The 26,184-nt window shown below is 39.6% G+C and carries 22 protein-coding genes and 1 pseudogene; 8 read left to right on the forward strand and 15 right to left on the reverse strand.

Going from position 1 to position 26,184, the window contains the following annotated elements; translation table 11 throughout:
- Positions 1-38 precede the first annotated feature (38 nt).
- From ACFFRD_RS34540 to ACFFRD_RS34550, 3 genes are all read right to left on the reverse strand, one after another.
- On the reverse strand, positions 39-764 hold the full coding sequence (locus tag ACFFRD_RS34540; RefSeq protein ID WP_392480385.1) for a carbonic anhydrase: 726 nt from the start codon (positions 762-764) through the stop codon (positions 39-41).
- Positions 765-825: 61 nt separating this feature from the next.
- A complete protein-coding gene (locus ACFFRD_RS34545) occupies positions 826-2,703 on the reverse strand; it encodes an NAD(P)H-quinone oxidoreductase subunit F (protein WP_392480387.1) in 1,878 nt (625 codons plus the stop codon).
- Positions 2,704-3,081: 378 nt separating this feature from the next.
- On the reverse strand, positions 3,082-3,267 hold the full coding sequence (locus ACFFRD_RS34550; protein ID WP_114081749.1) for a hypothetical protein: 186 nt from the start codon (positions 3,265-3,267) through the stop codon (positions 3,082-3,084).
- Between the two features lie 743 nt (positions 3,268-4,010).
- On the opposite strand from ACFFRD_RS34550, the gene ACFFRD_RS34555 reads away from it, so the two are divergent.
- From ACFFRD_RS34555 to ACFFRD_RS34565, 3 genes are all read left to right on the forward strand, one after another.
- On the forward strand, positions 4,011-5,543 hold the full coding sequence (locus ACFFRD_RS34555; protein ID WP_392480389.1) for a hypothetical protein: 1,533 nt from the start codon (positions 4,011-4,013) through the stop codon (positions 5,541-5,543).
- A 16-nt stretch (positions 5,544-5,559) separates the two neighbouring features.
- Complete coding sequence (locus ACFFRD_RS34560; RefSeq protein ID WP_392480391.1) at positions 5,560-5,685, forward strand: hypothetical protein; 126 nt, start codon at positions 5,560-5,562, stop codon at positions 5,683-5,685.
- A gap of 91 nt (positions 5,686-5,776) precedes the next feature.
- Entirely contained in the window at positions 5,777-6,442 is a 666-nt protein-coding gene (locus tag ACFFRD_RS34565) for a class I SAM-dependent methyltransferase (RefSeq protein WP_392480393.1), read from the forward strand.
- Here ACFFRD_RS34565 and ACFFRD_RS34570 read toward each other — a convergent pair.
- The 3 genes from ACFFRD_RS34570 to ACFFRD_RS34580 form a co-directional block, all read right to left on the reverse strand.
- Positions 6,422-7,375, reverse strand: a complete 954-nt coding sequence (locus ACFFRD_RS34570; RefSeq protein ID WP_392483243.1) for an alpha/beta fold hydrolase — start codon at positions 7,373-7,375, stop codon at positions 6,422-6,424. The two genes, ACFFRD_RS34565 and ACFFRD_RS34570, sit on opposite strands and share 21 nt — an antisense overlap.
- 19 nt (positions 7,376-7,394) lie before the next feature.
- A complete protein-coding gene (locus tag ACFFRD_RS34575; RefSeq protein WP_114081746.1) occupies positions 7,395-7,901 on the reverse strand; it encodes a DUF4112 domain-containing protein in 507 nt (168 codons plus the stop codon).
- An 87-nt stretch (positions 7,902-7,988) separates the two neighbouring features.
- Positions 7,989-8,888, reverse strand: coding sequence for a YihY/virulence factor BrkB family protein (locus ACFFRD_RS34580; protein ID WP_179073932.1), 900 nt, complete (start codon positions 8,886-8,888; stop codon positions 7,989-7,991).
- 190 nt (positions 8,889-9,078) lie between these two features.
- On the opposite strand from ACFFRD_RS34580, the gene ACFFRD_RS34585 reads away from it, so the two are divergent.
- Positions 9,079-9,543 carry a hypothetical protein gene (locus tag ACFFRD_RS34585; protein ID WP_114081744.1) on the forward strand — a complete coding sequence of 155 codons (465 nt, stop codon included), beginning with the start codon at positions 9,079-9,081 and terminating at the stop codon, positions 9,541-9,543.
- Between the two features lie 204 nt (positions 9,544-9,747).
- A complete protein-coding gene (locus tag ACFFRD_RS34590) occupies positions 9,748-12,252 on the forward strand; it encodes a GNAT family N-acetyltransferase (RefSeq protein ID WP_392480396.1) in 2,505 nt (834 codons plus the stop codon).
- Positions 12,253-12,365: 113 nt separating this feature from the next.
- Here the strand turns inward: ACFFRD_RS34590 and ACFFRD_RS34595 are convergent.
- Positions 12,366-12,470: pseudogene (locus ACFFRD_RS34595) on the reverse strand (IS1 family transposase); the annotation flags it as partial.
- A gap of 104 nt (positions 12,471-12,574) precedes the next feature.
- Here ACFFRD_RS34595 and ACFFRD_RS34600 point away from each other — a divergent pair.
- Positions 12,575-13,801, forward strand: coding sequence for a tetratricopeptide repeat protein (locus tag ACFFRD_RS34600; protein WP_392480398.1), 1,227 nt, complete (start codon positions 12,575-12,577; stop codon positions 13,799-13,801).
- A 156-nt stretch (positions 13,802-13,957) separates the two neighbouring features.
- Here ACFFRD_RS34600 and ACFFRD_RS34605 read toward each other — a convergent pair whose 3' ends face one another.
- The 6 genes from ACFFRD_RS34605 to ACFFRD_RS34630 form a co-directional block, all read right to left on the reverse strand.
- On the reverse strand, positions 13,958-14,521 hold the full coding sequence (locus ACFFRD_RS34605) for a Uma2 family endonuclease (RefSeq protein WP_392480400.1): 564 nt from the start codon (positions 14,519-14,521) through the stop codon (positions 13,958-13,960).
- 48 nt (positions 14,522-14,569) lie between these two features.
- Positions 14,570-16,150 carry a DHA2 family efflux MFS transporter permease subunit gene (locus tag ACFFRD_RS34610; protein ID WP_392480402.1) on the reverse strand — a complete coding sequence of 527 codons (1,581 nt, stop codon included), beginning with the start codon at positions 16,148-16,150 and terminating at the stop codon, positions 14,570-14,572.
- Positions 16,151-16,385: 235 nt separating this feature from the next.
- Entirely contained in the window at positions 16,386-17,645 is a 1,260-nt protein-coding gene (locus ACFFRD_RS34615) for an MFS transporter (RefSeq protein WP_392480403.1), read from the reverse strand.
- 119 nt (positions 17,646-17,764) lie between these two features.
- Entirely contained in the window at positions 17,765-19,213 is a 1,449-nt protein-coding gene (locus ACFFRD_RS34620; protein ID WP_392480405.1) for an HlyD family secretion protein, read from the reverse strand.
- Between the two features lie 157 nt (positions 19,214-19,370).
- Positions 19,371-19,838, reverse strand: a complete 468-nt coding sequence (locus ACFFRD_RS34625) for a MarR family winged helix-turn-helix transcriptional regulator (RefSeq protein WP_012410030.1) — start codon at positions 19,836-19,838, stop codon at positions 19,371-19,373.
- 74 nt (positions 19,839-19,912) lie between these two features.
- Complete coding sequence (locus ACFFRD_RS34630; protein ID WP_392480407.1) at positions 19,913-21,571, reverse strand: ArnT family glycosyltransferase; 1,659 nt, start codon at positions 21,569-21,571, stop codon at positions 19,913-19,915.
- A 137-nt stretch (positions 21,572-21,708) separates the two neighbouring features.
- Between ACFFRD_RS34630 and ACFFRD_RS34635 the strand changes: the two genes are divergently transcribed.
- Both ACFFRD_RS34635 and ACFFRD_RS34640 read left to right on the forward strand, forming a co-directional pair.
- Positions 21,709-22,353, forward strand: coding sequence for a class I SAM-dependent methyltransferase (locus ACFFRD_RS34635; RefSeq protein ID WP_392480409.1), 645 nt, complete (start codon positions 21,709-21,711; stop codon positions 22,351-22,353).
- 151 nt (positions 22,354-22,504) lie between these two features.
- On the forward strand, positions 22,505-22,960 hold the full coding sequence (locus ACFFRD_RS34640; protein WP_392480410.1) for an EVE domain-containing protein: 456 nt from the start codon (positions 22,505-22,507) through the stop codon (positions 22,958-22,960).
- Between the two features lie 167 nt (positions 22,961-23,127).
- Here ACFFRD_RS34640 and ACFFRD_RS34645 read toward each other — a convergent pair whose 3' ends face one another.
- Positions 23,128-23,952: a zinc-dependent peptidase gene (locus tag ACFFRD_RS34645; protein ID WP_392480411.1), complete on the reverse strand. Its 825-nt coding sequence runs from the start codon at positions 23,950-23,952 to the stop codon at positions 23,128-23,130.
- Between the two features lie 297 nt (positions 23,953-24,249).
- Positions 24,250-26,172: an Hsp70 family protein gene (locus ACFFRD_RS34650; RefSeq protein ID WP_392480412.1), complete on the reverse strand. Its 1,923-nt coding sequence runs from the start codon at positions 26,170-26,172 to the stop codon at positions 24,250-24,252.
- Positions 26,173-26,184 lie beyond the last annotated feature (12 nt).

Below are 26,184 nucleotides of genomic sequence, written 5' to 3' on the forward strand. Positions count from 1 at the left end.
TAGCCAATGATCAATCACTAATGACAAAGGATAAAAAACTAATCTACTACACTGATTCTCCCAGTATCTAAATCGTAATATCCACCGACTATTTTCAGCTTTTCTGCCTTGATTAATTCAGATAAAACTGTAGATGATTTCAATTTTTCAACTTGTGCCAAAATATTTGCTTTACAAGCGTTTTCTAACTTATCTCCTGATTGCCCTTTTGAACTTTCTACACTTGGTTTAATTGCTGCAAGTAAACTTCCAATTTGTCCTGGTACTTGAGCGCCTTTGATTGCGGCATCTACTGCACCACATCTTTCATGTCCCATTACCATGATGACTTTAGTACCTAATACTAAGCTGCCAAATTCTAAGCTACCAATTTGTTGTGTTGTGGCAATATTACCAGCTATACGGCAGACAAATAAATCTCCAAGTCCTTGGTCAAAGACAATCTCTGAAGGTACTCGTGAATCTGCACAGCCTAGAATAGAAGCAAAGGGCTTTTGACCTTTGGCAACTTCGACTAAACGCGAATGTGTTTGGTTGGGATTGCGACGTTTTGCTTTAACAAATCTTTCATTCCCATCCAATAACTCTTGCAGTGCCTTATCGGGGGTAAGATCATCTTCTGCTGGCGCTACTGGGGCTTTTTTTTCGGCTGCAAGTAAGTTTGAGCCAAGTCCGGCTGTCAATACACTTGTGCCGATCGCACCTGCACCAAACTTCAATAAACCTCTTCTGGAAAGATTGATTTGGGTATTTCGTATGCTCATGGAATTCTCCTGCAAATTTTATACTAAACTGTCTGCTTGTTTGTAATCAAAGGGTGTTTAACTACCCAACTGTCGAAATTGGAAAAATCAAATTTAAAAACTGCACTCCCCAAAATGGCCAAGCTACCCACATTCCTAAAATGCTCACTCCTATTAAGACAGTTAGGGCGTAAAATTGGGTTTGTCCAGAGGTGCTGTATTTTAAACTTTCGCCACCTAATAGCGAAAATAAACCAACCAAATTAACGATGCCATCGACAACAAAGCGGTCAATCATATCGGCAAGTTGGGAAATTTTGGCAACGCCAAAAATAATGGTTATCCGATAGAGTTTGGGGGTATAAAAGTCGTATGCGAACAAGTCTTGTAGACCTTTCCAAGGGAGGCGAATTGGTTTAGGAATATTGCCTAAATAAACCACACCAGTGATGCTACAACCGGAAATACTCGACCAAATTAAAAGTAGTACGACATCTTTGTTTAAAGTTGCCCAATCGGGTAAAAGTGATAAGCTTTGCAACACTAAAGGAAGATGTAGACTAAAGGCAAGTAAAATTACCATTGGCAAAATCATTGGCCAGTGTGCTTCAGGCGATCGCTGACTCATTTGTGTAGCTTTACCACCAAAAATTAAACCGAATTCTCTGGTTAAACTCACTGCTGTCAAAGCATTCACCGTTATCACTACTCCCACTAACCAAGGCTGCGTTTCCCACAACCCATCTGCTAGTTTCACTAACGCCCAAAAACTACCCAATGGTGGAAAACCAATTAATCCCAAAGTCCCGACGATGAAAGCTATTGCTGAAATCGGGCGACGTGTCCACAATCCGCCTAATTGGGTGACATCTTGGGTGATGCTATTCCAAATAATTCCGCCGGTACTCATCACCAATAGGGCTGCGGATATAGCATGGGTGAGTACTAACAACAGCGCTGCTTCATCTTGTTGCGTTCCCACGGCAATGAATACTAAACCCATGTATGCACTGACAGAATAGGATTGGCAGCGTTTAAGATCAACTTGAGCGATCGCAATTAAAGAAGCACCTACTGCCGTCACTACCCCAATGGCCACCATAGCGGAGGAAACTATGGGCGACAGGCTTAACACAGGTTGCAGTTTAATCAGCACCCATGCACCACTAGCAACCACTACCGAATTCCGCAAAATTGTACTGGGAACTGGGCCTTCCATTGCTTCATCCAGCCACAAATGCAGTGGGAACTGGGCACATTTACCCATTGGCCCGGCAATTAAGGCTAAACCTACCAGTGCCATTGTTGTCGGGTTAACGTTAGCAGTCGCTGCCCACTCAGCTAGTTCTGGATAACTCCAAGTTCCAGCTAGGGGCCATAATGCCAACACGCCCATCAACAAGAATAAGTCTCCCACCCGCTTGGTTAAGAAAGCATCTCTAGCACCTGAGACTACCAAAGGCTGGCTAAACCATAAGCCAACTAGTAGGTAAGTTCCCAGTGTGAGGACTTCCAAAATTACATAGCTGAAGAACAAGTTATTACACAGAACCAGGGCACATAGTCCAGCTTCAAATAATCCTAATAAAGAATAGAAGCGTCCCCAACCCCAATCCATCTCCATGTAACCGATGGCATAAATCTGCGCCAGCAAATTCAAACCAGTAATCACAACTAAAGCGCCGACACTCACTGAGGATATTTCTAAAGCAATGGTGAGGTCTAAACCAGCTGTAGATAACCAAGGAATAAATACTTCTTGGGCTGGTTGATTCCAAGTTGCTTGTAAGGCGATCGCACTATGTACAAACGCCAAAAATGTCATCACCAAGTTTATATAACCCGCCGGTCTTGGCCCCGTTTTCCGAATGATTCCCGGCGACCAAGGCACTGCTAACAAGCCACCTATTAAGGCGTAGCAAGGAACTAGCCAAACAGTCTCAAGTAGAAACTGAGCCATCAACTCACCTCTATAGTTTTCATCAAAAATTTGGGGTTTTAGTTCAACTTGCGTTGATCCCTGTTAACCCAGAGATATCTACGACAGGCTACGCCTATGCAGATAAGACAAATTTATCTTTATTTAATCTTGTTAGAAACAGCTTACCGTTATATCTGTCAAAAAGGAATTACTTTATCTAAACAAATCTGAGATAAATGCTCTAAAAAAATCTTATATAATAATCAACCATTTGAGTAATGAATAATAGCTATTGTTTTTTATCTATGAATCAATCGTTGGTTTGATCAATAATCATCATGAGTTTTTACTTATTGACATAAATGACAAGAGACGCAATTGATTGCGTCTCTACAAGTCAGCAAAACAAAATATGAATTACACTTCGGTAATTTTGTCAATCTGCCAAAAAACAGAAATAATCGCAGGCGCTTGGTCAAATTGGCTGATAGGGGCGGGTTTCATGTCTCGGTAGTCCAGCAGTTGGACTAAGATCAGGTAAGCGATCGCTAAAATAACCGAAATCGCACCTGTAAGAATAGCAATTAATTTTGAACGTTCCATCAGTATTTCCTATATTTAAAGTTATTGTGCTGATCTATATCCTAATAAGTTCTAGTTAAGGCTTGATCGTCCTAACTCTCCTTAAAAAGAGAAGACGCTAAAAGCGTTAGTGAGTCTGCGAGGTCAGAGGTTCCTCCAATTCAAGTAAGTGAGTGGTCTGGGTTGGGCAAAATATTACGAACTCAAACGTATTAGCCTATATCTACATTAATACTTCACATACACACTACATAGTTACCGATATACTCATAGTTGTTCAAAGCAATAGTTTAGTACGTTACACCTACCTATTTACAGCAGTTTTCTTTTGTATGAAGTACAAAGAGTTACGGGTTTTGAGGCAGGATAGTGCAGCGTTACGGCAGCAGACAGATCGCTTTTAGCGTCTCCCCTTGGGAGAAGGCAAGAGATAGAAAATTTATCTGATGCGTGAGTTCTGCATTTGTACCTAAATTATTTGCAAAATACTGTATCTTTACATAGTTCAATTGTTTCATACTCACCTACTTATTGCAATCATATATGAAGATAGAGTTTTGCTTGCACTACAAACATTTGCAAACTCTAAAAGGTATGAGAAAACATAGCAAACTTAAGCATAAAATTAAGTGCCAATAGACTCATAATCTTTATTGATTACAGTTTTTAGGCATTATGAGTAATAAAAAAAGACAGAATTTCTGTTATCTTATTAGAATATTAACTACTGCGAAATAGTCACTTAAATATAAATTTAAATTTCCATGATTAGGATTGCTAAATTAAATAAAATTGACTTTATAGTTTTGATTGCTATTGTCATTATTGGTCTGATACATTTACCTTTTCCATTTGACGGAGATCAAGCATTTTTTAGGTTAGGTGCTTTGGAAATGCAACAAGGAAAGGTACTTTATCGAGATTTTTGGGATATTAAACAACCGGGAATTTTCTCATTTTATTTTTTAGCAGGAAGTTTGTTTGGTTTTAATGAGATTGGTATCCATGTATTTGAACTTATTTACATGGTATTTTTTTCGATAATATTGCTGCTGACTCTAAAAAGCTATTTTCGACATCAGATAATTGCAAGTCTAGTACCTTTGTTAACAGTTGGCGTTTACTATATTGTTTCCGGTGCTTGGCATCTGACTCAAGTAGAAGCACTGGTCGGTTTTCCTTTATTCCTTTGTCTTTGGGTTACTTTTAAATCTTTTACAAAAGAAGGAAAGCAAAGATTTTATCTGCTTTTAATGTCAGGCTTTTTAGGCGGAATTGTTCTTTTATTTAAATTCTTATTTCTGCTGATCTTGGTTTCATTCTGGCTAACTATATTGATGTATTCTATACTAATAAAACGCCACAGTATTCAAAAAAACTTCATTGAGATTTTTATTCCAATTTTTATAGGAGTTACATTTCCTCTTTTGGTTGTTGCCAGCTACTTTATCTCGGTTAATAGTTTTGCGATAGTGTTTAAGACATTTTTTATATATCCACCGATGATTGTCGCTAATGCTGCATTTAATAAAACTAATTTTGTTTTGGGAATAAAATGGTTATTACAGAATTTTTATTCTTTAATTTTAATGACTGCTGTTGCAGTATATGTATCATTGTATAAGTCTAAGAATATATTGACTTTGTTACTTGTTGTTTGGTGTATTTTTGCTTTGTCTGTTATTCTTTTACAGGGAACAGCATTGTGGGAATATCATTATTTACTATTGTTTGTACCTATAGGTATTTTAGCAACTAAGGGATTAGATATATTGTGGGATTCCTTAAAAGGATTAAAGTCTCGAATCCCAACTATTTTACTGGTATTTTTATTGTTCTTACCTTTCTCTTTCACTCTCGTAAAAAAGAGTATTACTCTGGTTAATAATAATTTTGCTTTAACTGAAGATACACGATTGCAATATCAGGCTGTCTTTAGGCCAAAATATCCATCTCTTCGTTCAGAAGCTAATTTTATATCTCTACCAGGAAATCTTGTTGGTGATATTTATGTAGCTGGCGATCCATCTATTTACTATTTTTCTGGTCGGAATCAAGCTACAGTACTACGTGGTTGGGCTCTTGAATATTTTTTATCTGAGCAATGGTCAGCACTTATAAAGCAGTTGGATTCATCAAAGCCTCCTTATATTTTTATTGATTACGAACCCCAGGCTATAATCAAAGACAAATTCCCTAATCTACTAGAATTTATTGAGCAAAAATATCAGATTTTACGTCAAGATAATAATGGTATTTGGTATATCTTGAAGGAAGACTCCGAACTGAGAATTTAGCCTGGATTTCTCACAAGTGAGAAATCCAAGGGGTGTGGGAAGTGTGGGAGGTGTGGGAGGATGGGGAAGAAATCTTACCCCCCACACTCCCCACACTCCTCTTCCCCTGAAGCCTACACTATGCGTGAAAAATCCGGGTTAGAGGATATTTTAAAAGTCCCCTTGTCTGATGTTTGATAAACCACTTTTAGGCGGTAGTATAACTGTAGATTATTGCAATTCTCTCATCTACCATGCCAAAACAGTCTATAGGTCTTGACGATCAACTCTATAATTACCTTTTATCCGTTTCATTGCGGGAACCAGAGATTCTTTTGAAGTTGCGCCAAGAAACTGCCAATCATCCCAGAAGCACAATGCAGATTTCACCAGAACAAGGGCAGTTTATGAGACTGCTAGTACAGCTAATTGGAGCCAAGAAAACCCTAGAAGTTGGTGTATTTACAGGTTATAGCTCGCTCTCAGTGGCTTTAGCACTTCCTGATGATGGTAAAATTATCGCTGCTGATGTAAGTGAAGAATTTACTGCGATCGCCCGCCGATATTGGCAAGAAGCCGGAGTTGCCCATAAAATCGATCTACGATTGGCTCCAGGTTTAGAAACTTTAGATCAGCTGTTGGCAACTGGGCAAGCCGATACATTTGATTTTGCTTTTATTGATGCTGATAAAGAAAATTATGATGGATATTATGAGCGATCGCTACAATTGTTGCGTCCAGGCGGATTGATTGCGATTGATAATGTTTTATGGTCAGGACAAGTTGCTGACCCGGAAAATCAAGATGAAAGCACCCAATCGATTCGCGCACTCAATGAGAAGTTACATCATGATGAACGGGTAACACTCTCCCTTGTCCCCATTGCCGATGGACTTACCTTAGCTATCAAGCGGTCTTAATACAGTTTCACCATCCCGTAAAAATTCCAGAATCGCTGCATTCAACTCCTTAGAAGCACCACTTGAAGCGTCATGATAGCAGTTAGACAAAATTTTTAATTTGGAATTTGGGATATGCTGATGTAATTTTTCACCATGAGTAGCAGGAAACCAACTATCTTGATCACCCCACAAAACTAGTGTAGGACACTTAATTGCACTTAGTTTATTTTGAATTTTGGTAAGCATATTTGGCTTGTTTGCTTGCCAATTCTCAATTTCTCGCGCTGCTATTTGTAATTCTTCGGCAACTTTGACAATCGTACCAGGAAATTGAATAAAGGGGTAAGTTATCCAATAGACATCTTCTTTTGTCAAAATTGACGGATCAAATAATACCCCACGTCTTTCTATTGCCATAATTTCTTTTAATAGAGGTGCAAACAAATATGCCAGACGTAAGGAGTCAATTGTTTGGATGATTTCTAGAGGAGTTTGGGCAAGTAGTCCCATAGCCCAATGGGGTAGACGTTGGGCAAAAACAGGTACATTTACTACTACAAGCTGCCCGATTAACTGCGGATTTTCTTGAGCAAGAGCAAGGGCAACTAATCCCCCCAGAGATTCTGCTACAATCACTGCTGGTTCATCACATAATGCCTGAATAATTCTTTGAAACTCAATAACTTGATGACCGTTGTGTTCTCGACGAGACAATGGTTTTTCAGAAAAGCCAAAACCTTTGGCATCAAAACAAATTACCCGAAAATATTTAGATAATTCTGTTACACTGTGTCGCCAATTATAGCTCCAACTACCCATGCCATGTAATAAAATTAGCGGTTTCCCTCTACCTTTTTCGCCATAAGAAATTTGTACAGGATAGCCTTTAGCATCAGTAATAATTAAAGTTTGCCGTCCTTTGGGAAAAGTCGCTTGCCACCAATCTTTCATTCCATTATCTATCAATAATTTAACCACCAGTTAAAGCGTTCCAGAATATTCTAATTAGTATCACGGGTAATGCTACTAAAACAATGGATATCAGCAACAATCCAACCAAAAGAGCAATGATAAATAACCTGTCTGCACTCTTTTGCTCGCTAGGAAACTTTAAGTATTCTTCCAATAGCTTGATATTATTAGTGTTAGCTCTCCAGGCAAAATCAAAAAAGTCTCCCAAAACGGGGACAGTGCCTACCAAGCCATCAACGATCACATTTACAACCATTTTACCTAAAGTGGCTCTAGAGACACCCAGCCGCGCTGCCTCTAGGATGATATAGCTAGAAAACATGACTCCCAAAAAATCACCACCAATAGGTATAAGTCCTAAAATTGGATCTAGACCAAAACCAATCTTCGTACCAGGAATGGTAATAACATTATCTAGCAGCCGACTTAACTGACGCAGGCGCTTCAAGGTGGGTGCTTTAGCATCAGGTTCAATCATAGAAAACCGAGTAGGAGAATCTGGCATGAAGGCGATCGCTAATTTTGCATTGAATCGTTAGATATTCTACTCCCCTACTGAGCTTTTGCAAAAGTTTTCTCAAGGATTTACAAATTAATATTTTTCGTTAGATTGTGACTGCGCTTTTAGACGCATATCTTCACCGACTGTCACATTCAACTGATCACCAATTAACAGTACAGCAGCGCTCATCGACAGCCAGAGCATTAAAACTATCACAGCCCCTACAGCACCATATACTTTATTATAATTGCCAAAATTCGCCACATAAAGCCGAAATAGGGCAGATAATATTGCCCAGAAAACAGCTGCCAAAATTGCTCCAGGCATCATTGGCGTGCCTGAGTTCCATACACTTGGCCCATAGCGATAGACAAAGCCAAAAGCAACAGCAACAATACTTAAAGCTAAAGGCCAGCGTAACAGCTGCCAAAGATGTAATAAGACGATCAAGGAACCATTTTCGCGTACTACCATTCCCAAAAGCCAATCGCTGGTAAACACTAAGAAAGAAGCCAGCACTAAAAGCAACATAGTACCAACTGTTAATCCCAGAGAGACGAGCTTGGCTTTCCAAAAGGGGCGCATATTTTCTGAAGGAATTTGATGAATTTGGTCGAGGGCTGTCATAGCGGTATTCACCGCCCCAGAAGCAGTCCAAATTGCTAATACAAAGCTTAGAGAAAATAAGCCACTGTTTCTAGAATTGGTAATTTCTGTGGTAGCAAAATCACGAATTAGAACCAGGGCTTGTTCGGGTAGGATTTGACTAAGTTGGGCCGCTAGTTGTTTAAAGGTAGCTTGTAAAGATTCTGCCAATAAACCAATGGCTGTGAGGACAGCAAGAATCGCTGGAAACAGCGATAACATCGCATTGAAGGCGATTTCTGAGGCTAGTCCCAAAAGTCGTCTTTCCATTGTCCTAGCAAAAGTTTTTTTGAGCGTGCGCCAATTGAGATAGTAAAAAAAGCGAAAAAAACGAGGCTTTGGCATAATTTAGAGTTAAAACTGGTTAGGTTTCTTAACTACTGTGCCAAATTTTGCGTAGCGATCGCATTTATCTTTTTACCGCAATAATACCGAGTGGGTAGTGGGGAGGCGGGGAGGCAAGAGAGGCAGGGGGCAGGGGGAGAATAATAAATGACAAATGACCAATGACAAATGACAAATGACTATTTAATTTATGAATCAAGATTTTACACAACAGTGGTTGACAGAAATCCAGGAACTCAGAGAGCAGATGGCGGCACTTCAAAGCGATCGCGATACGGCTTGGGAAAGTGCCCAAAAATGGCGACAGCTTTACAACACAGAGGCAGAACAACGCCGCACAGATGCCCAACTGTCCCAACAGGCGATCGCATCACTCAAGGCAGACTTGCATAAACTCCGGGGTCTTGAGGTCGAGACACTGGCTGCTGGGACATCACTAACAGCGATTCAACAAGAGATAGAACAACTAAAATCTGTGGAGGAGTTACAAACTAAACTCATCGCCCTAATCAAAGAACGCGATCGCCTTTTGCAAGCTTTGAAAACTGAGCAAGATAATCATGGCCAAACCCGCAATAGCCTTACTACTGCTTTGGGTGATGCAATTGACAGTTTGACACAGGAACGAGCCAAAGGAGAAAAAGAAAGTCAATGACCCGCCTAAACCCCGGTTTCTTAAAGAAACCAGGGTTCTTGTTGATTTAGGACTGCTATATAAGGTTGAGCTACTTATCGCCCAACAACTAAAGCTTTGTTTTCAGTGTAATTGCGGTTCTCGATAATTTAAGCGGCGTGAAAAGCTAGGAGCATTAACAAAGTAGTGTTTATGCTTTCACTTTACTCAAAGCATCATTAATCAATGTCCTCATCTGGAGAACCACCTGTTGAATCCTACCAACCACCGTCGGGTTACTCGTTACGGCGTGGCACTTTACAAGATATCCAATCGTACAACTTTAATGCTTCATTTTGGATTGCTGCTATAGCTTTCTTGTGGCTAGTTATTAGCATCCGTTCACTTCTGGAAGCGTGGCTAAATAAATTATCTATCATTCATAAAGCTTATTTGTTTGAATATGGAAAGTTACCAGATAATATCTTTTTTCAAGATTTGCAATATATTCTCCCATCATTAAACGAAGGTAATTGGTCGTTGATTTTGGTAATGGGATCTGGAATTATTACTGGATTTTTAGTTGGAGTTACACTTAAGCATTTAATTCCCAGGTTGTTAGCATCAGAATCTCCCAATCGCACCGTGTGGGTAGCTGAATATCAACAGCAAATTGTTGGATGGGCAATACTTTTACAACGCTCGAACTACACTATACTTTCTACACTTTATATTACTTCCCAACACCGATCGCGGGGTGTTGGTTCATATCTACTCTGGAATTGTTTAAAGAATATTGGGCAACCAGTTTATCTTATCTGTGTTCCACAACTGCAATCTTTTTACGCTCGATTTGGCTTTGTTGCGCTTCTCAAAGAGCAAGTGCCTAAAGAAATGCGGTTGTCTAAAATACCTTGTATGGGTTTATTGGGTAAACCAATACCGATCATCAAGCAGCCATCAGCTAATGTATCTTTATCACCTGGGATTTTAATTCGCCCATTCCAAAACTTTGAAGAACAATTCAATTTTTACAATAATTTTTGGCACAGAAAACAGTTTAGAAACTCTCGACTTTATGTTTTTAGCTTAATCGCCTTCGTATCAAGCAGTGCTTTTGTTTTAGTCAGCGTAATTTTTGGCAGTCTCAGAGCAATATTTGGCTTAACATGGTTAGCTAACTTTGATTTTTATTTTTTGGGTACTCAATTTTTAGGAATTACCATAGCTGTCTGGTTGTATTTAGAACTGATGATTTTGATGTGGTTTTCTGTCAGATGGAAAGAGTGGATTATTGAACAGGATGGTCGTGCGATCGGCTACATTCACTTTTCTCAACAAGCAGAGTGTTCCATACTATACAATTTGTATGTTGAACCACAAGAGCAGCTAGACAATTTTAGTAAGTTGTTGTTAGCTCGTCTCAGCCGCCAGATAGCACTACCTTTATACTTCAATTGCCCACGTCCAAATAGGCAGTTTTTTACTGGATTGGATTTTACACCAGTTAATCGCAATAGACTACCATTTGAATTAAAAATTATCCAACTGACTAATCAAATACCTCTTCAACTTACACAGCAGGCAGCTATAAACTTAATTGCACAACTGCCTAAAATCATAGAGTTAATTAATTTTAATTACAGCAATTCATCAACTAATCATCAAAAAATACAAGTTAAGACTCTACGTAATATCAAGAAAAGTTTGATTCGATTTTTAGCTAAATTACTTATAGCATTCATGATTGCGCCAGTCTTCCAACTTCCTCAAATGTATGCTGAACTTAAGCAACAAACTCAAATAGAAAATTCTAGTAATAAACAGATTGGAAAAACTTTATTAGCACCAGAACATATAGGGGTATTAGCAATTGCATACGATAATCAAAGCCTAATTAGTGGTAACGGAAATGAAACTATCACAATTTGGAATTTGAGCAATCAAAGCCTAGAAAAAACTATCAGTCTGCCTTCTGGTTCTGGTGAAATTCAATCTTTGGCAGTCAGTCCAGACAAAGAAACTTTAGTTATTGGAACATCAAAAGGCACAATTCAAGTATGGAATTATAAAAATGGCACAATAAAAAAAATACTTTATCCTGGCCACTTGGGAAATATCATCACATTAAAAATTAGTTCTGATGGTCAAAAGTTAGTTAGTGGAAGTTGGAATGATTCAGTGGTAAAAGTTTGGGATTTACGGCTGGGTCAACTTCAACATACTCTTAATACTGGTGCTAATAATATTCTGTCTTTAGCAATCAGTCAAGATAGCCAAACTATCTATATTGGCTTGTTTGGCACACTCCAGATTTGGCATTTAGATCGTCAATTATTTGTAGATAATTTAGCTGCTCATTCTCGTGAAATCGATGCGATCGCTGTTAGTACAGATAGCAAATTATTAGTAAGTGGTGGGACAGATAGCCTAATAAGTCAAGGTGAAATTACGAGCAATATTTGGATGGTAAAAGTTTGGGATGCTCAGACCTTAAAACTATTAAAAACATTACAGGGAAATTCTAGTTCAATCTACAAATTAATTCTCAGCCCCGATGCTAAAACAGTTATTTTTGATAGTTGTTGTGAAGCCCATTTTTGGGACTGGATAAATAATAAAGACATTACAGATATTCATGGATTAGTTCGTAATACTGTACTCAGCCCCAACAGCAAAATTATTGTCAGTGTTGCGTCTGATGGCAAAACAATGACAATCACAGATTTAGACACTTTGAGAATGTTGTGAAAATCGTGAGCATACTAAAAACCTCTCTCCTTTAAGGCTACGGTGTAAACACAAAATGGGATATTTTTTTATTTGGAAGTCCTTAATGCTGGCGTTGCTGAGTGCGGTATGAATTAATTGAACACCAGAATAAAACGATACTTCAAGTAGTGAAGTAATAATCGAATAGAGTATTTCAGCATTTCTACGGGCTTAGAATAACATAGTGTTTTGCGATGCTCGTGAATTAGTATTACGCCTCGGAATTGCTGAAATAAGGTAAAAATAATAGGGCATGGGGAAATTAACTCATGCAAATAACTCAAGATAAGGTAAAGTACCCATGCTCAGGCGCTTAATTGTGATTGTTACTGCCGCTATTCTCTTTAGCAACTCCTTAACGCTGGCACAGACTAAAAAGCCCAAACCACCGGATAAATTCCCTCCTAGTCCTCTAGAAATCACCACACCCGACCCACTGCTGCCACGTTTACCCAAGGATAAACAGCCGTTAACTCTCCAAGAACAGCAAAACTTAGAACTAGCGCTGGATGCCTTAAATCAAGAAGCAGCAGCGAAATTGCAAGCAGGGGATCGGGTGGCGGCGTTTGAAATTTGGAACCGGGAACTTCGCTTGCGGCGCTTTTTAGGTTCGTTAGCAGAGGTACAAGCACTATCACGAGTCGGGGCGATCGCTTGGAAGCAAAATGATGGGGAAGAAGTACAATATATTACGCAGCGATTGCAAGCAATTCAAAAGCAGGCGCAATCTCAGAAAACAACTGCCCAAGTTGATCTGGAATTATGGCGATTGCTAGCCCAAGCTTACCAAAATGTGCGATCAATTAAACTAGCTGTGGAAGCTTACGACCAAGTTTTGTTAGTGGTGCGGCAGCAAAAAGATCCAGCAGCAGTAGTAGAAATGCTTAAAACAATTGGGGAACTACATTTAACTTGGTTTGATTATACCAAAGCTGCCCCAGTCTACGAGGAATTATTGAGTTTAGCTACATCTCAAGGTGAACGTGTAAATGAGGTAACATATCTGCAACGGCTGGCTTACATTTACGAGCAGACACAACAACCGCAGCAGTCATTGAATGTACTTAATAAGCTAGTTGAAATTTACACTAACGAAAATAATCTTACTGTAATCCCAGAATTAAAGCTAGCGATCGCTGCAAATTACGAATCTCTAGCCAAGAAAGATCCTAACTTACTGCTAGAAGCTTTTCAAAATTATCAAGAAGCTTATACCATTGCTTGGCAATTACGCGAGTATGTTCGTGCTGGCGACGCTTTGCAGAAGTTAATTGCACTGTACCGTTCTCAAGGACAAATAGACGAGGCTTTGCAGGCTAGCCAAATCCTTGTACAGATACAGACACAATCTGCCAACTTTTACGGGACAATGCAAGCTTATGACCAAATTGGGCAATTGTATCTAGAGCAGAAAGATTTTCCTCAAGCATTAACAGCTTTTAAAAAAGGGTTGGAAATAGCACAACAACTAAAACATGAAGAAGCATACTTTACTAAGCAAATTGAAAAAATATCATCTAATCGATAATACCTATTAATTGATTAAGGAAGTTGGCACAATAAAATCAAACTATGTAAGGAAAAATCAACTAGGCTAAAACCCTTATACTTATTGCCTATTGCCTATTGCCTTATCCCAACGACAATTATTTACGCTCACTTACTTATTCAACTTAGATGCTTTTCAGCTTAATACATCTTCATATATTTCGGCGATCGCACACCGAAAATCAACGCTAGCTAAATGCACTTCTTGTTCTTGTTCATAAGGGTAAAGTACCCACTGTCCTTGTTCATTACGGCGGAAGCATTCTACACTCATTCGATCTGATGAAATTAGCACATACTCTTGTAGTGATTCTAAATGCCGATAACTGGCGAATTTCTTGCCTCTGTCATAGCCTTCTGTTGACTCAGAAAGTACTTCAATAATTAAACAAGGATAGGATTTAAAATATTCAGACTCTCTATCTCGTGTATCGCAAGTTATCATTACATCAGGATAAAAATAGCGGTTGATGACATCAATCTGTGCTTTCATGTCCAACATATAAACACGGCATCCACTACCCCGGAGATGGTTTCGTAACAGCATAGAAACATTCATGCTAACTGTAACATGAGCATCACTTGCCCCTGCCATCGCGTAGACTTGTCCATCAATATACTCGTGTTTAATTTCACTTACTTTCTCACCTTCTAGATATTCTTCTGGAGAGATATAGTACTCACTTTGGCTGATGACCATTTTAGTACCTTAGTAGTTTTATCAAATATTTTAACCCATACAATAAATTTAATGAGCGACAGCATTACCATTTGGTTTCACCTTTTTGAAGAATAAAACGGCGAGTCCACTGAGTAATAATGCAATGCCAATAAAATAGAAACAATCATTAAAAGCCATTACATAAGCTTCCCGGCGGACTATATTAGATATGGATGCGATCGCTTGATTTTGTGCTGTACTCAAATCTGCTCCTTTACTGACAAAATACTGTGTCATTTGGTCAATTCGCTGTTGAGTTTCTGGATTATATAAAGATATCCCATCACCCAATCTATTCGAGTGAAATTGCTCTCTGTTAGTTAATAAAGTAGCTAAAGATGCAATTCCTATAGAACCACCCAGATTCCGCATCATATTAAATAAACCACTTGCTGAACCTGCTTCTTGTGGACTCAATCCAGCAGTAGCGATAGAAGTTAGGGGTACCATAATTAGGGGTTGTCCCATTGCACGCACAAATTGCGACCAGCGTAACTGATCTAATCCAGTTTGATTAGTCATTCCAGAGTTCATAAATGCACTAATGGAAAACAATGTTACGCCAATAGCTACCATTAACCGTACATCAATGCGTTGCATCAATTTGGGTATGAGTGGAATAATAAAAAGTTGAGGAATACCAGCCCAAATTAATACTTCACCAATTTGTAGCGCATTGTATTTTTGAATTTGGGCAAGATACAACGGTAAAATATAAATTGAACCATACAATCCAACCCCCAGGGACACATTAACAATACTAGCTAAACCAAAATTCCGCCTAAACAAAAGTCGTAAATTAATAAATGGTTGCTTACGAGTTAATTCTATAAAGAAAAATATCGCCAGAAAAATTACTGCGATCGCACTTAAGCGCAGAATCAGCGCTGAACTAAACCAGTCTTTGCGGCTACCTTCTTCTAGAACAACTTGCAGAGAACCTAACCCAATAGCCATTGCAATAATTCCCCACCAATCACCTTGTTTCAGTAAATTAATTTGGGGTTTTTCTTGCTTAATTCCGTACCAAACTCCAGCTAGCATTAATGCGCCTGGAATTACATTTATATAAAAATTGTATTCCCAACCAAAATTTTCTGTTAACCAACCTCCTAATGTTGGGCCAATTGAAGGCGCAAAAACTGCACTAAAACCAAATGCAGCCAGTCCAATTGATTGCTTAGATTGGGGTAAAGTCGTTAATACAACTGTCATAGCGGTAGGAATTAAAACTCCTCCACTAAAACCTTGCAAGGCGCGAAATAAAATCATGGAATTGAGATTCCACGACCAAGCGCAGCATATAGAAAAGAAAATAAATAGTGCAGTATTCACTAACAGATAACGTCGCAGAGAAAACACCCGCGATAACCATCCTGTTAAAGGAATTACCACAATCTCTGCTACTAAATAAGCTGTAGAAATCCAAGAGCCTTCTTCTAAAGTTGCTCCTAAACTTGCTTGAATATCTTGCAGTGAAGCATTAGTTATTTGAATATCTAATACCGCCATAAATGCACCAAGCATACTGGCTAATACACCAATCCAGGTTCTTAGCGGTACGCGTTCTGGTGGTGCTTGCTGATGAATTACACCTGTATTAGCCATAGTGTTGTTCCAGTTTAAAAGTTAAATAACAAAATTATTATCAAACAGAATTCAAGAGTCTGGAGCCAGAATCCCTTTCAGGGAAGCAAGCTACAGAATTAATTTTGTGCAACTGGCAAATAAACAAACAGTGTCTTAGTTCTGATAGCGCAACGGTAGCGAATCCGCGAACGCCTTCCTGGGTTAGGTATTATTCTCCAATAAATTTTATACCATCTCTTTGCATTTTTTTATCCTAAGCTTTATTACTTATTAAAATGCCCTTTTGCTCATAAATTGGACGCATGATCTGCCTTAAAGCAGGCAACTGTCTGCTAAAAATTATAGAACCTAAAATACAAGCTATCCCATCAATAATTAAAGTGTTGGGTGCGCCAATACGACTGGCTAATACACCTCCTAACAAGTTGCCCACGGGAATCATCCCCAAAAATGACATTGTGTATAAGCTCATCAATCGTCCACGTTTGTCATCTTCAACAATTGTTTGTAAAAATGTGTTGCTAGCAGCAATCTGGAGAATTGTACCTAAGCCAACAAATAACATTGTAAATAAAGAAAGTGGTAAATATCGAGATAAAGAAAAGGCAATTAGACCAACTCCTAAAATTGCTGGAGCTAAAGCAATCAATTTACCAATTCCTAAGATTGTTTGGCGCGTAGCTAGATAAATTCCACCAGTTAAAGCTCCAACCCCAGATGCAGCCATCAAAAAACCCAAACTCTCTGCGCCACCTTTGAGTACTTGTTCTGCAATAACTGGTACGAGAATTGTGTTTTGCAGTCCCATGAGACTGACTAAAGTTGATAGCAATAAAATCGAACGAATGGGCGGAAAGCTAAAGGCATATACAAATCCCTCTTTGACTTTTTGTAATGGATTACCGTCTGTCACCACATTTTTCCAAGGCTTAACTTTCATTGCCAATAAAGCGGCGAGTACAGCAATGTAACTTAAACCGTCTATTAAAAAACAATAGCCAGTTCCAACTCTAGCAATTAGTAAACCCCCGATCGCAGGGCCAATCAATCTAGCACCGTTGATCATGGTAGAGTTAATGGCGATCGCATTGGCTAAATCTTCTCTGCGTTCAACCAGTTCTGGAACAAATGCTTGGCGGGCTGGTGCATCTAAGGCGTTAATAAATCCTTGACACAAGCTCAAGGCGATGATGTGCCATACCTCAATCACACCAGTTAGCGCCAGTACTGCTAATGTTAACGATTGAATCATCGCCAAGATTTGTGTACCAATTAAGGTACGATATCGAGAAAATCGATCTACAAATACTCCGCCAAAGGGAGCTAAAAAAAAGCTCGGAATTTGACTCGAAAATCCCACAACTCCTAGCATTAATGCGGAGTTTGTCAAGTTATAAACTAGCCAAATCGTCGCAAGTTGCGTCATCCATGTCCCAATTAGGGAAATACCTTGTCCGGCAAAAAACAACTGGTAGTTTTTTGACCTTAAAGCAGGTAGTAATGGTTTTTTCATGTCAGGTTTGTTTTATACCAATCTGCTCTCACAAATATCATTTCACCTCATCTTTGTACGCCTCTCTATAGATGTATGAGAATGTCATAACAAGAAAGAGGTTTGCAGACAACTTGGTATTACTTGACTTCCACAGCTACTTCCGCAGACATCCCCGGAGTAATCCGCGATTCGTATCCTTGAATGCTCTTTTGGTCAAAAACTACTTTGACTGGGATGCGTTGGACAACTTTGGTAAAGTTACCTGTAGCGTTATCCGGTGGCAATAAGGCAAACTGAGCGCCGGAAGCTGGCGAAAGACTTTCAACACGACCAACAAAGGTATGATGAGGGAAAGCATCTAGCTTGATTTCTGCCGTCTCTCCTGGGCGCATCTTTTCTAATTGGGTTTCTTTAAAGTTCGCAATTACCCAATACTCGTTATCCACGATCGCCATTAATGGTGTTCCTACTGCAACTCGGTTGCCAACTTCGACGTTTTTTCTACCGACTCGTCCGGCACTGGGGGCGGTAACATTGGCATAAGATAGCTGCAATTGTGCGTCTTTGAGCGATGCTTCTGATTGCGCGATCGCAGCTTTTGCCGCTTCATATTGGCTACGTTTGACTGTTGTATCTTGTCCGCCTGCGGTGGCTTGTTGCAATCCGCCCTTGGATGCTGCCAATTTCGCTTGGGCGTTGGTGACATTTTCTTGCGCTTGTGCTAGTTGAGACTGGGCTTTGGCAACACCAACTTTGGCGGAGGCTAACTTGGCTTGGGCTTGTTCTACTCCCTGAACAGCAGCGTTTCTTTGTGCCGTCGCTACATTAAAAGCGGCCTTGGCTGCGTCTAGCTGCTGACGAGCGATCGCACCTGATTGATACAATTCCTTGTAGCGATTGTAATCTGCTTGGGCATTTTCCAAGTTCGCATTTGCTTGCGCTACCTGCGCTTGGGCGGCGGGAATACCTGCTTCGGCTAATCTGACTTCAGCTTGCGCGGCTGGTATCCCAGCTTGGGCTTCTTGTACTGCTGCTTGGGCTGTGGAAATTGCTGCTAACGCACCACTAACATCTCCCTGCGCTTGAGTTGTCTTACCAGTGGTGGTTTGTGAACTTAAAGCAATATTTGCTTGGGCAGCTTGGGCTTGTCCACGAGCATTTTCTAAGGCTGCTTGTGCTTGCTGTACCTTACTTTCATAGTCTCTTGGATCTAACTTCACTAACAATTGTCCCGGTTGCACCAGTTGGTTATCATTCACAAGCACCTGACTTACAGTTCCGGGAATGCGGCTACTAACTTGGTGAATGTTTCCCGCTACGGTGGCGTTGTCTGTTTCTTGATGGGTGGAGGCGTATTGCCAATAGTTATAACCAAAAGTACCTGCAACGATCGCACCCACACCTAATCCTGCCAAAATCAAACCAGTCGGTTTTTTCCGCTTCGGTGCAACTTCTTTCTCGATCTCAGGAGTTACAACAGGCGCTTCTGCGGTTACAGCTTCTAAAGTCTCTGAATTAGGAATCAATTCTTTTTCTATAACTATGGTTTTGTTTTGGTTGCGTCCGTTAAATGTATTGGTTTTCATGATTCTTAACTCGCTTGTTCGATGATTTGATTGATAGTCGTTTATTTAGAATGCGTAGTATTTTCTGAAAAAAATCTTATTTCCTTAGTATGCGTAATATTATCTCAAAACAAATCTTTACAGCACCTCCTCCAGTCGGGTGATTGTGAGATTATCTTTAGGAGAGGTTAGCGATCGCCCGATTCAAGATTTGGGAAAACAGTTCTCGATCGGCAAAAGAAATACCGTCCATTGCTTCATCCCTGACTGCGGCGGCGATTGGGGGTAAGATAGTTTCTAGTTCTTTACCTGCATCCGTTAGCCAGATCCGCCAGATGCGGCGATCGTGAGTGTCGCGTTCTCGACGCACCAAACCCCGTTCTTCCATCCGATCTAGTACGCCTGTTAAAGTTCCTCCTACTTGTTTGAGTTTATCTCCAATACTAGAAGTAGGTAAACCATCTTCTTGCCACAAACAGCACAACACCAACCAGTGAAATGGTGTAAGTCCAAAGGGTTCTAGCTTATCTGTAAACTTGCGACTGAGCAATTGTGAGACTAATTTGATTCTGTAGCCCAAATTGTATGGTGCCAGATTTTGCTGCCACGACTCTAAAGCTGGGGAATGATTAGATGTAGAAACCATTTAGCAAAATACTTAGTGTGCGTACTATTATATATAAATTAACATTTTTTAGCAACAGGTGCTTTGCATCTATCTTAGGGAAGAAATTGGATCAACTGGTATTCTTTGACAGTGCCGAGAATACGGTGAGGTCTAGATAATTTAGGGGATTGGTCAGTATAGATCCAAGCATAGCTCAAAGCTGGTATTTGCGAAATAGAGGCTACTTGCTGGGCATGAATAGGAAGATAGAACTCAAATAATACTTCGGTTTTCTGGTCTATTTCCACATAGTAGGTAGGATGAGATTGAAGAGTTGAGGCGATCGCAGTTTGTTGTAAAAAAGTTTTCAAAACATGGTTATAGTCACTTAACAGACCTGTGCTACCAATCGTCGCCAAAGCTAGCCAACAGGGAATTAACCAACCTGCAATCCAATAACGCGCTGTGAGAAATTTCTTGCCAAAGTGGTAACGACTAATCCACACTACAGGTAAAATTAACCAACCCAAGCCCATAGCCAAGCCAATAGTTGCATACTTGCGAAAATCAAAACTACCCCAACTAAAAATGCTAATACTCGCTATAACAAGTAAAAAACCTAACCCACCAAAGCCATAACTGAGATTTCGAGGAAGATTCTTTTTTGCAAAAAGGCTTAATATATTTATTTTATCTTTTTCAAGAGGGAATGGGGGGGTAATTCCTGTCTGGTAAATACTACCTAACCAGTTTAAACCCACAGATGCAAACAAAGCTATAAACGGATAAAGGCAAAGACTATAATGAGGAAGACGAGTGCTAAAAAGACTAAGCTCAAAAAATAGGATAAGTGGAAAGCCAACTAATATTAACTGATAACGAGGAATAGGACGACGTACAGTTAAAAATAAACCTAAAAGTCCGAAAAAAGCCCAAGGAAATGATTTTAAAAGAATATTCCATAAATAAAACAGCCGATCATTTCTATAATTATTTTCAGAACCTAGCTGCATAACAAACTTGAGCAACTCTTCAAAACTCTGATTTCCGTAGTGCAGCCAGCTTAAACACAGCCAAACACAGGTAGGGATTAAACCTACAAAAAAGCCTAAATACAAAAATGGATTAGTAAGATGATGATGACGGCGATGTTCCCAAATTAAATAAGGGAATAAAGCGATAATTGGCAAAAAAATCATAAAGCTTCTGACTAAGAAGCCTAAACCTAAACTTAAACCAGCTATAAAACTCCAAAAATAGTGATATTTAGGATATGATTCCGTTTTTATTAAAGACAAAATAGCTAAAAGTACCAATAGAACCATCGGTATATCAGGTGTACTTAAGCGAGAGTATTGTAGCCAGAGAAATTCCACACTTAAAATTGCAGCAGCAAGCCAAGCTAATTTTTTGCCCAGCATAATTTTGCCGATTTCATACACCAGCCATAAGCTAAAAATACTAGCAATCATACTAGGAAGACGCGCACTAGTATCACTCATACCAAACAGCTTGTAGAAACTGGCAATTAACCAATAAGGGCCAGGGGTTTTATGATGTGCCGTTGTCCAAGGAGTTATCCAATTATCAGAATCAAACATCAGACGCGCACGCGAAGCGTAAAGCGCTTCATCATGTGCCATCAGGCTATTGTGCCCAGAAGTAAATAATAATAAGGGAAGTATCCAAAGTAACAAACTCAAATATGGTAATAATCCCACTAGACGCGTTTGTCGCCAAATATGCCGCAAGATATGTAATTTATAAAACATTGAATTGATAAAATTGAATGCTCCTATTTAGACTCGTCTATGTGTCTTGCTGTTATTAAAATATGTTACATAGTGTTTTTTGAACAATACCTGAAATTGCCGCATTTTTTGAAAAAAGTACTCCAAAACAGAGATTTATGCAATTAAGACCGAATCAACGCCAGAAATTAGACGACAAAGACGATAAGCTGTTCTATGCCTATCCCCGCTTTGTTACCCATGTCGATGAAGGATTTATTCAACAGCTAACGGATTTATATCGCGATCGCCTCAAACCGAACACCCGCATTCTTGATATGATGAGCAGTTGGGTGTCTCATCTGCCAGAAGAGATGGAGTTTGACCATGTGGAGGGACACGGACTCAACGCTGAGGAATTAGCACGAAATTCCCGTTTAAATCATTACTTTGTGCAAAATCTTAACGAAAATCCGCAGCTACCTTTACCAGATGGAGATTTTGATGCTGTTCTCAATTGCGTATCTGTGCAGTATGTACAATATCCGGAAGCAGTATTTTCTGAAATTTATCGCATCTTGAAACCCGGTGGTGTTGCAATTATCAGCTTTTCTAACCGAATGTTTTTTGAAAAGGCGATTCAGGCTTGGCGGGAGGCTTCAGAAACACAGCGAGTAGAATTAGTCAAAGCCTACTTCGCCTCAGTCCCAGGATTTACAACCGCAGAAGTTATAGTTCATAAGTCAACATTACCGAATTTATTTCAGTGGTTGGGTGCAGCTGGAGGAGATCCATTTTATGCTGTTATAGCTTATCGTAGTTAAGCCAAATATTCACTAGTACAATGTCTAAGCTAGTGCAAGAGGGTTTGTAGTAAGGACTTTAGTGCTTAAAAAATAAGGACTAAAGTCCTTACTACGAACTTACTTACCTGCTCAAAATTAAAATGCTTTTGTATATAGATAATTTTTGTAGATGAATTATTGGCTAATGAAATCAGAGCCAGAAGCCTATAGCATTGCTGACCTTCAACAGCAAAGCCAGACTATCTGGGACGGTGTTCGCAATTATCAAGCTCGTAACTTTTTGCGCCAAATGGAGGAAGGGGACTTAGCTTTTTTCTACCACTCCAATGCTAATCCTCCCGGTATTGCTGGGTTAATGCGTGTAGTGAAAAAAGATATTGCTGACCCGACCCAGTTTGAGCAAGAAAGTAAATACTACGACCCGAAATCAACTTTCGAATCCCCTCGGTGGCAAACAGTTGTAGTAGAATTCGTTGAGACTTTTTCAAACCCAATCTTGCTATCAATACTCAAAGAAAAGTTTAGCGATGAAGACTTAATGTTGGTGAGACAAGGAAATCGATTATCGGTGATGCCTGTCCCTGAAGCAGTAGCTTTGAAGATTTTGACAATGAAAAGCTCCTAGTTGAAAATTACTAACTTGCAATTCACTGTAAAATTCAAGGTTTGTAGTGAGGACTTTAGTCCTCTCTACACGAACGAAATCAGGACTAAAGTCCCAACTACTAACATTTTTGAAGGAAGGTTGATTAACTGAATATAATGTGATTTCTTCTTACCTACTTACTTACTTTATACCCATTGCAAAGGATCTAATTGATAGTAACGTTGCAATTGCTCATAAAGTGCCGGATGCTTAGACAGCAATTGGTGTGGTTTCTCAAAGAATGTCTCAGTTGCTACGGCAAAAAATTCTGCGGGATTCGTTGCGCCATAGCTATCCATTACAGTCTTTGCACCTTGTAGAACATCATTACAAAGTTGCTGATATGCTTCTGTCATCACCTTAGCCCAAATAGGATAGTCTGAGTTGTGTTGCAGTATCGGAACTCCCTCAGCTTTACCATCTTCTTGATCCAATTGATGGGCAAATTCATGAAGCACAACGTTACGTCCATCTTTCCAGTTATTAATGTCTTGTTTCACCTGTTCCCAAGACAGTACTAATTGGTCATTTGTCCACGATTCTCCTAGTCTGGCCACACGCCTTTCTTCAACAACATATTTTCCGATGGAAGTTGTTTCCTGAACAAAATAGGCATTGGGATACACCAGAATTGAACGAAGCCTGGGAAAGTACTGCCCACGTTCATTTAATAGAAGTAAACAGGCGATCGCAGCAAGAGTAACTTTCATTTCCTCCGTCACCTGTAATCCTCTACAGCCAATAAATTGCTTTTCTGTTAAAAATACTTGAATATGTCCCTGAAGTCGTCTGATTTCATCGGGAGAGAGACAGAGATAAATAGGAAGATTGTTCTCAATAATTGCATTCCATAGTGGGGGAAAAGGACGATGTTTGAGACGGTTTCTTCGCCTTTTTACTAAAACAGGATTGATTAAAATTACTGTGAGAATTAATCCAATTATGAGAAAGGCAATTATTGTTTGAATCATTAACTTTTAAGTAATTTATATATTTAAATCACTGACTTGTGTTTCTAAGTTAACCTCTTTTTTTGTTATAAAACAATCCGGTTCAATTAAGGATAATTGTAGTTGAGTTGTAGCTTGCTTCCCCGCAGTGGTAAGAAGTGAAACCCAACAAATGCCCAAAAAAATTTAGTCTATAAATTCTTCTTTAATCTCTTCTCTCTGTGTTCTCTGTGCCTCTGCGGTTAAATAAATTCTAAACCACAGAGGCACAGAGAAAGCTGAGATTATAAAAACTATATTTACTGCTATATATCACCGCTATTGGATCAGAATTATGCAAGATTTAACCTTGGTAGAAAGGTTTTTTTTAAGTCCTTGCTCAACTTTGCCAATCAGTTTATCAAAAGCCTCTTGATCCTCTGTCAGTTGTTCTTGAATAACTTTCTCTAACTCAGGCTTTATTTGCTCACACATATCCTCGATTTTTTTGTCACTCAAAAAGTTAGAACGAACCCAACTAGGTACATCCACATTTGTCTTGATTACTTCTTGAACACTCTTACGATTTAGCTCCATTCCTGCCGCCATCACCGAAGCCCCATATACTAGTGCAATAGGCCAGGTTAAATGTCCTGTTAGTATGAGAGTGATGATGCTAGCTACAGTGCCTCCACCAATTACTACATTGACAATAAAGCCCACTGTCTCAGCCAAAATAGCATCTCCAATTCGTAGCTCTGGGTTAACAAAATTTGGGTCAATGCTATCCTGGAACCTTAAGCTGCTTCTAGGTATCTGAAACTTTCGACAGATTGGATCAGTTTGTGCGGCTAAATCGGGTTGGATTTTATTGTTAAACCAAGAAGCGCATTGATGATTAATTATCTGCACAGCGCGATCGCTTTTGAGCCACTGTTCTGCACGACTGATTAAAGATGTTTCCAAATCGGCTAAAGTTCGTATTTTGTTTTTTTGCCAATCTTTTAAAGCTGGTTTAACTGCGTTGACAAGCAAGCCGTCTGTCAAAGGCTTAGTTAGTGATTCGATTAATTCTGGGATATGCCTTTCAATCAAACCTTTAAGCGTATTCGAGGTAAATAGTTTGTTGACTTCTTCCTTAAAAGCAGCAGCACGCAGATCCCATCGTCCTACTCGTGCTAAACCCAGTGCAATACACCGTTCCGGTTCTGGATCGGGGCGAAGCAGCGTTTCTGGTTCGGGAAACATTTCCTGACAAAGCAAGTGCGTAAACTTCATCCGAGATGCACCACCAGTCATCAGCAAAAGTTTTGGCACAATTCCAAGTTTTTCTAGCTTTTCTTTCGCATCGGTTAAAGAGTCGCTAAACGATCGCACCCAACTATGATGTCCCAGTTCCGGTAAGGGCTGGTTTAAAATTTCCTCCATCATCAATTTATTGACTTGGGGAATAAAATAAATCTGTTCGTTGATCGACTCGAAGCCACGCGCAAAGGATTCAGGATCGCTGTATAGCTGTTCATTAGAAAAGTAATCTTCTTTAGCTTTGCGACAAGCAAGTTCACAACGAGCTTGGTGATGCGGATATTCCTGAAATACTTTTTCGAGCAATGCTTTTTGTTCGTGGTTGGCGAGAGTCCGGGCGAAAATAGCTTTGTCAATTAGAGATGCACCTAAAGTATTACTCCCGAAATCTATCGGGATCTCTTCTAAACTTTTCACCAGAGTAAAATCTGTGGTTGAAGAGCCAATATCGACAATTAGCACCGATGCAACAAGTTTGTCATACTCCAACTTCCCGGCTTCCTTGGCTTGCATGAAAGCGGCCCGCGATTCGGGTACAACATTTATTTGGGGAATGCCAGCTTCTTGAAGTAGCTTTTGGTATTCGGTGCGATCGCTAACTGACCATCCTGAAGGGCAACCTATGTAAAAATAGCTACCTTTCCCACCTTCAAGTTGTTTGCTTTCTTTCAAAAGGCGGTAGTATGTTGCCACAAAAGTGCTAATTGTTTCCCGATATTTGGGATCGTTATTGGGTTTTTGCTTAAAAGAAATTGTCAGTTGGGTAACGCCAGCTTGAATTAATGCTTGTTCTCCGACCAGATAACCGAGTTTGGGATGCCAACCAAGGGCTGTAATTTGGTTCTTCTTGTTATTAATCTCCAGCATCTGGGGGGGGTCGATGCTTTCCACTATCGCTTTAGCTACAGCCGTTTCACCGTGTCCCAAATCAAAACCGATTGTTTCTAAAATTTCCATACCCTTATTGTC

This window comes from Nostoc sp. C110, from assembly GCF_043099725.1.
GTDB lineage: Bacteria > Cyanobacteriota > Cyanobacteriia > Cyanobacteriales > Nostocaceae > Nostoc > Nostoc muscorum_A.

Coding starts and splice junctions, on each gene's coding strand:
- ACFFRD_RS34540 (WP_392480385.1), bottom strand. CDS start 764: ATGAGCATACGAAATACCCAAATCAATCTTTCCAGAAGAGGTTTATTG.
- ACFFRD_RS34545 (WP_392480387.1), bottom strand. CDS start 2,703: ATGGCTCAGTTTCTACTTGAGACTGTTTGGCTAGTTCCTTGCTACGCC.
- ACFFRD_RS34550 (WP_114081749.1), bottom strand. CDS start 3,267: ATGGAACGTTCAAAATTAATTGCTATTCTTACAGGTGCGATTTCGGTT.
- ACFFRD_RS34555 (WP_392480389.1), top strand. CDS start 4,011: ATGATTAGGATTGCTAAATTAAATAAAATTGACTTTATAGTTTTGATT.
- ACFFRD_RS34565 (WP_392480393.1), top strand. CDS start 5,777: ATGCCAAAACAGTCTATAGGTCTTGACGATCAACTCTATAATTACCTT.
- ACFFRD_RS34570 (WP_392483243.1), bottom strand. CDS start 7,375: ATGAAAGATTGGTGGCAAGCGACTTTTCCCAAAGGACGGCAAACTTTA.
- ACFFRD_RS34575 (WP_114081746.1), bottom strand. CDS start 7,901: ATGCCAGATTCTCCTACTCGGTTTTCTATGATTGAACCTGATGCTAAA.
- ACFFRD_RS34580 (WP_179073932.1), bottom strand. CDS start 8,888: ATGCCAAAGCCTCGTTTTTTTCGCTTTTTTTACTATCTCAATTGGCGC.
- ACFFRD_RS34585 (WP_114081744.1), top strand. CDS start 9,079: ATGAATCAAGATTTTACACAACAGTGGTTGACAGAAATCCAGGAACTC.
- ACFFRD_RS34590 (WP_392480396.1), top strand. CDS start 9,748: ATGTCCTCATCTGGAGAACCACCTGTTGAATCCTACCAACCACCGTCG.
- ACFFRD_RS34600 (WP_392480398.1), top strand. CDS start 12,575: ATGCTCAGGCGCTTAATTGTGATTGTTACTGCCGCTATTCTCTTTAGC.
- ACFFRD_RS34605 (WP_392480400.1), bottom strand. CDS start 14,521: ATGGTCATCAGCCAAAGTGAGTACTATATCTCTCCAGAAGAATATCTA.
- ACFFRD_RS34610 (WP_392480402.1), bottom strand. CDS start 16,150: ATGGCTAATACAGGTGTAATTCATCAGCAAGCACCACCAGAACGCGTA.
- ACFFRD_RS34615 (WP_392480403.1), bottom strand. CDS start 17,645: ATGAAAAAACCATTACTACCTGCTTTAAGGTCAAAAAACTACCAGTTG.
- ACFFRD_RS34620 (WP_392480405.1), bottom strand. CDS start 19,213: ATGAAAACCAATACATTTAACGGACGCAACCAAAACAAAACCATAGTT.
- ACFFRD_RS34625 (WP_012410030.1), bottom strand. CDS start 19,838: ATGGTTTCTACATCTAATCATTCCCCAGCTTTAGAGTCGTGGCAGCAA.
- ACFFRD_RS34630 (WP_392480407.1), bottom strand. CDS start 21,571: ATGTTTTATAAATTACATATCTTGCGGCATATTTGGCGACAAACGCGT.
- ACFFRD_RS34635 (WP_392480409.1), top strand. CDS start 21,709: ATGCAATTAAGACCGAATCAACGCCAGAAATTAGACGACAAAGACGAT.
- ACFFRD_RS34640 (WP_392480410.1), top strand. CDS start 22,505: ATGAATTATTGGCTAATGAAATCAGAGCCAGAAGCCTATAGCATTGCT.
- ACFFRD_RS34645 (WP_392480411.1), bottom strand. CDS start 23,952: ATGATTCAAACAATAATTGCCTTTCTCATAATTGGATTAATTCTCACA.
- ACFFRD_RS34650 (WP_392480412.1), bottom strand. CDS start 26,172: ATGGAAATTTTAGAAACAATCGGTTTTGATTTGGGACACGGTGAAACG.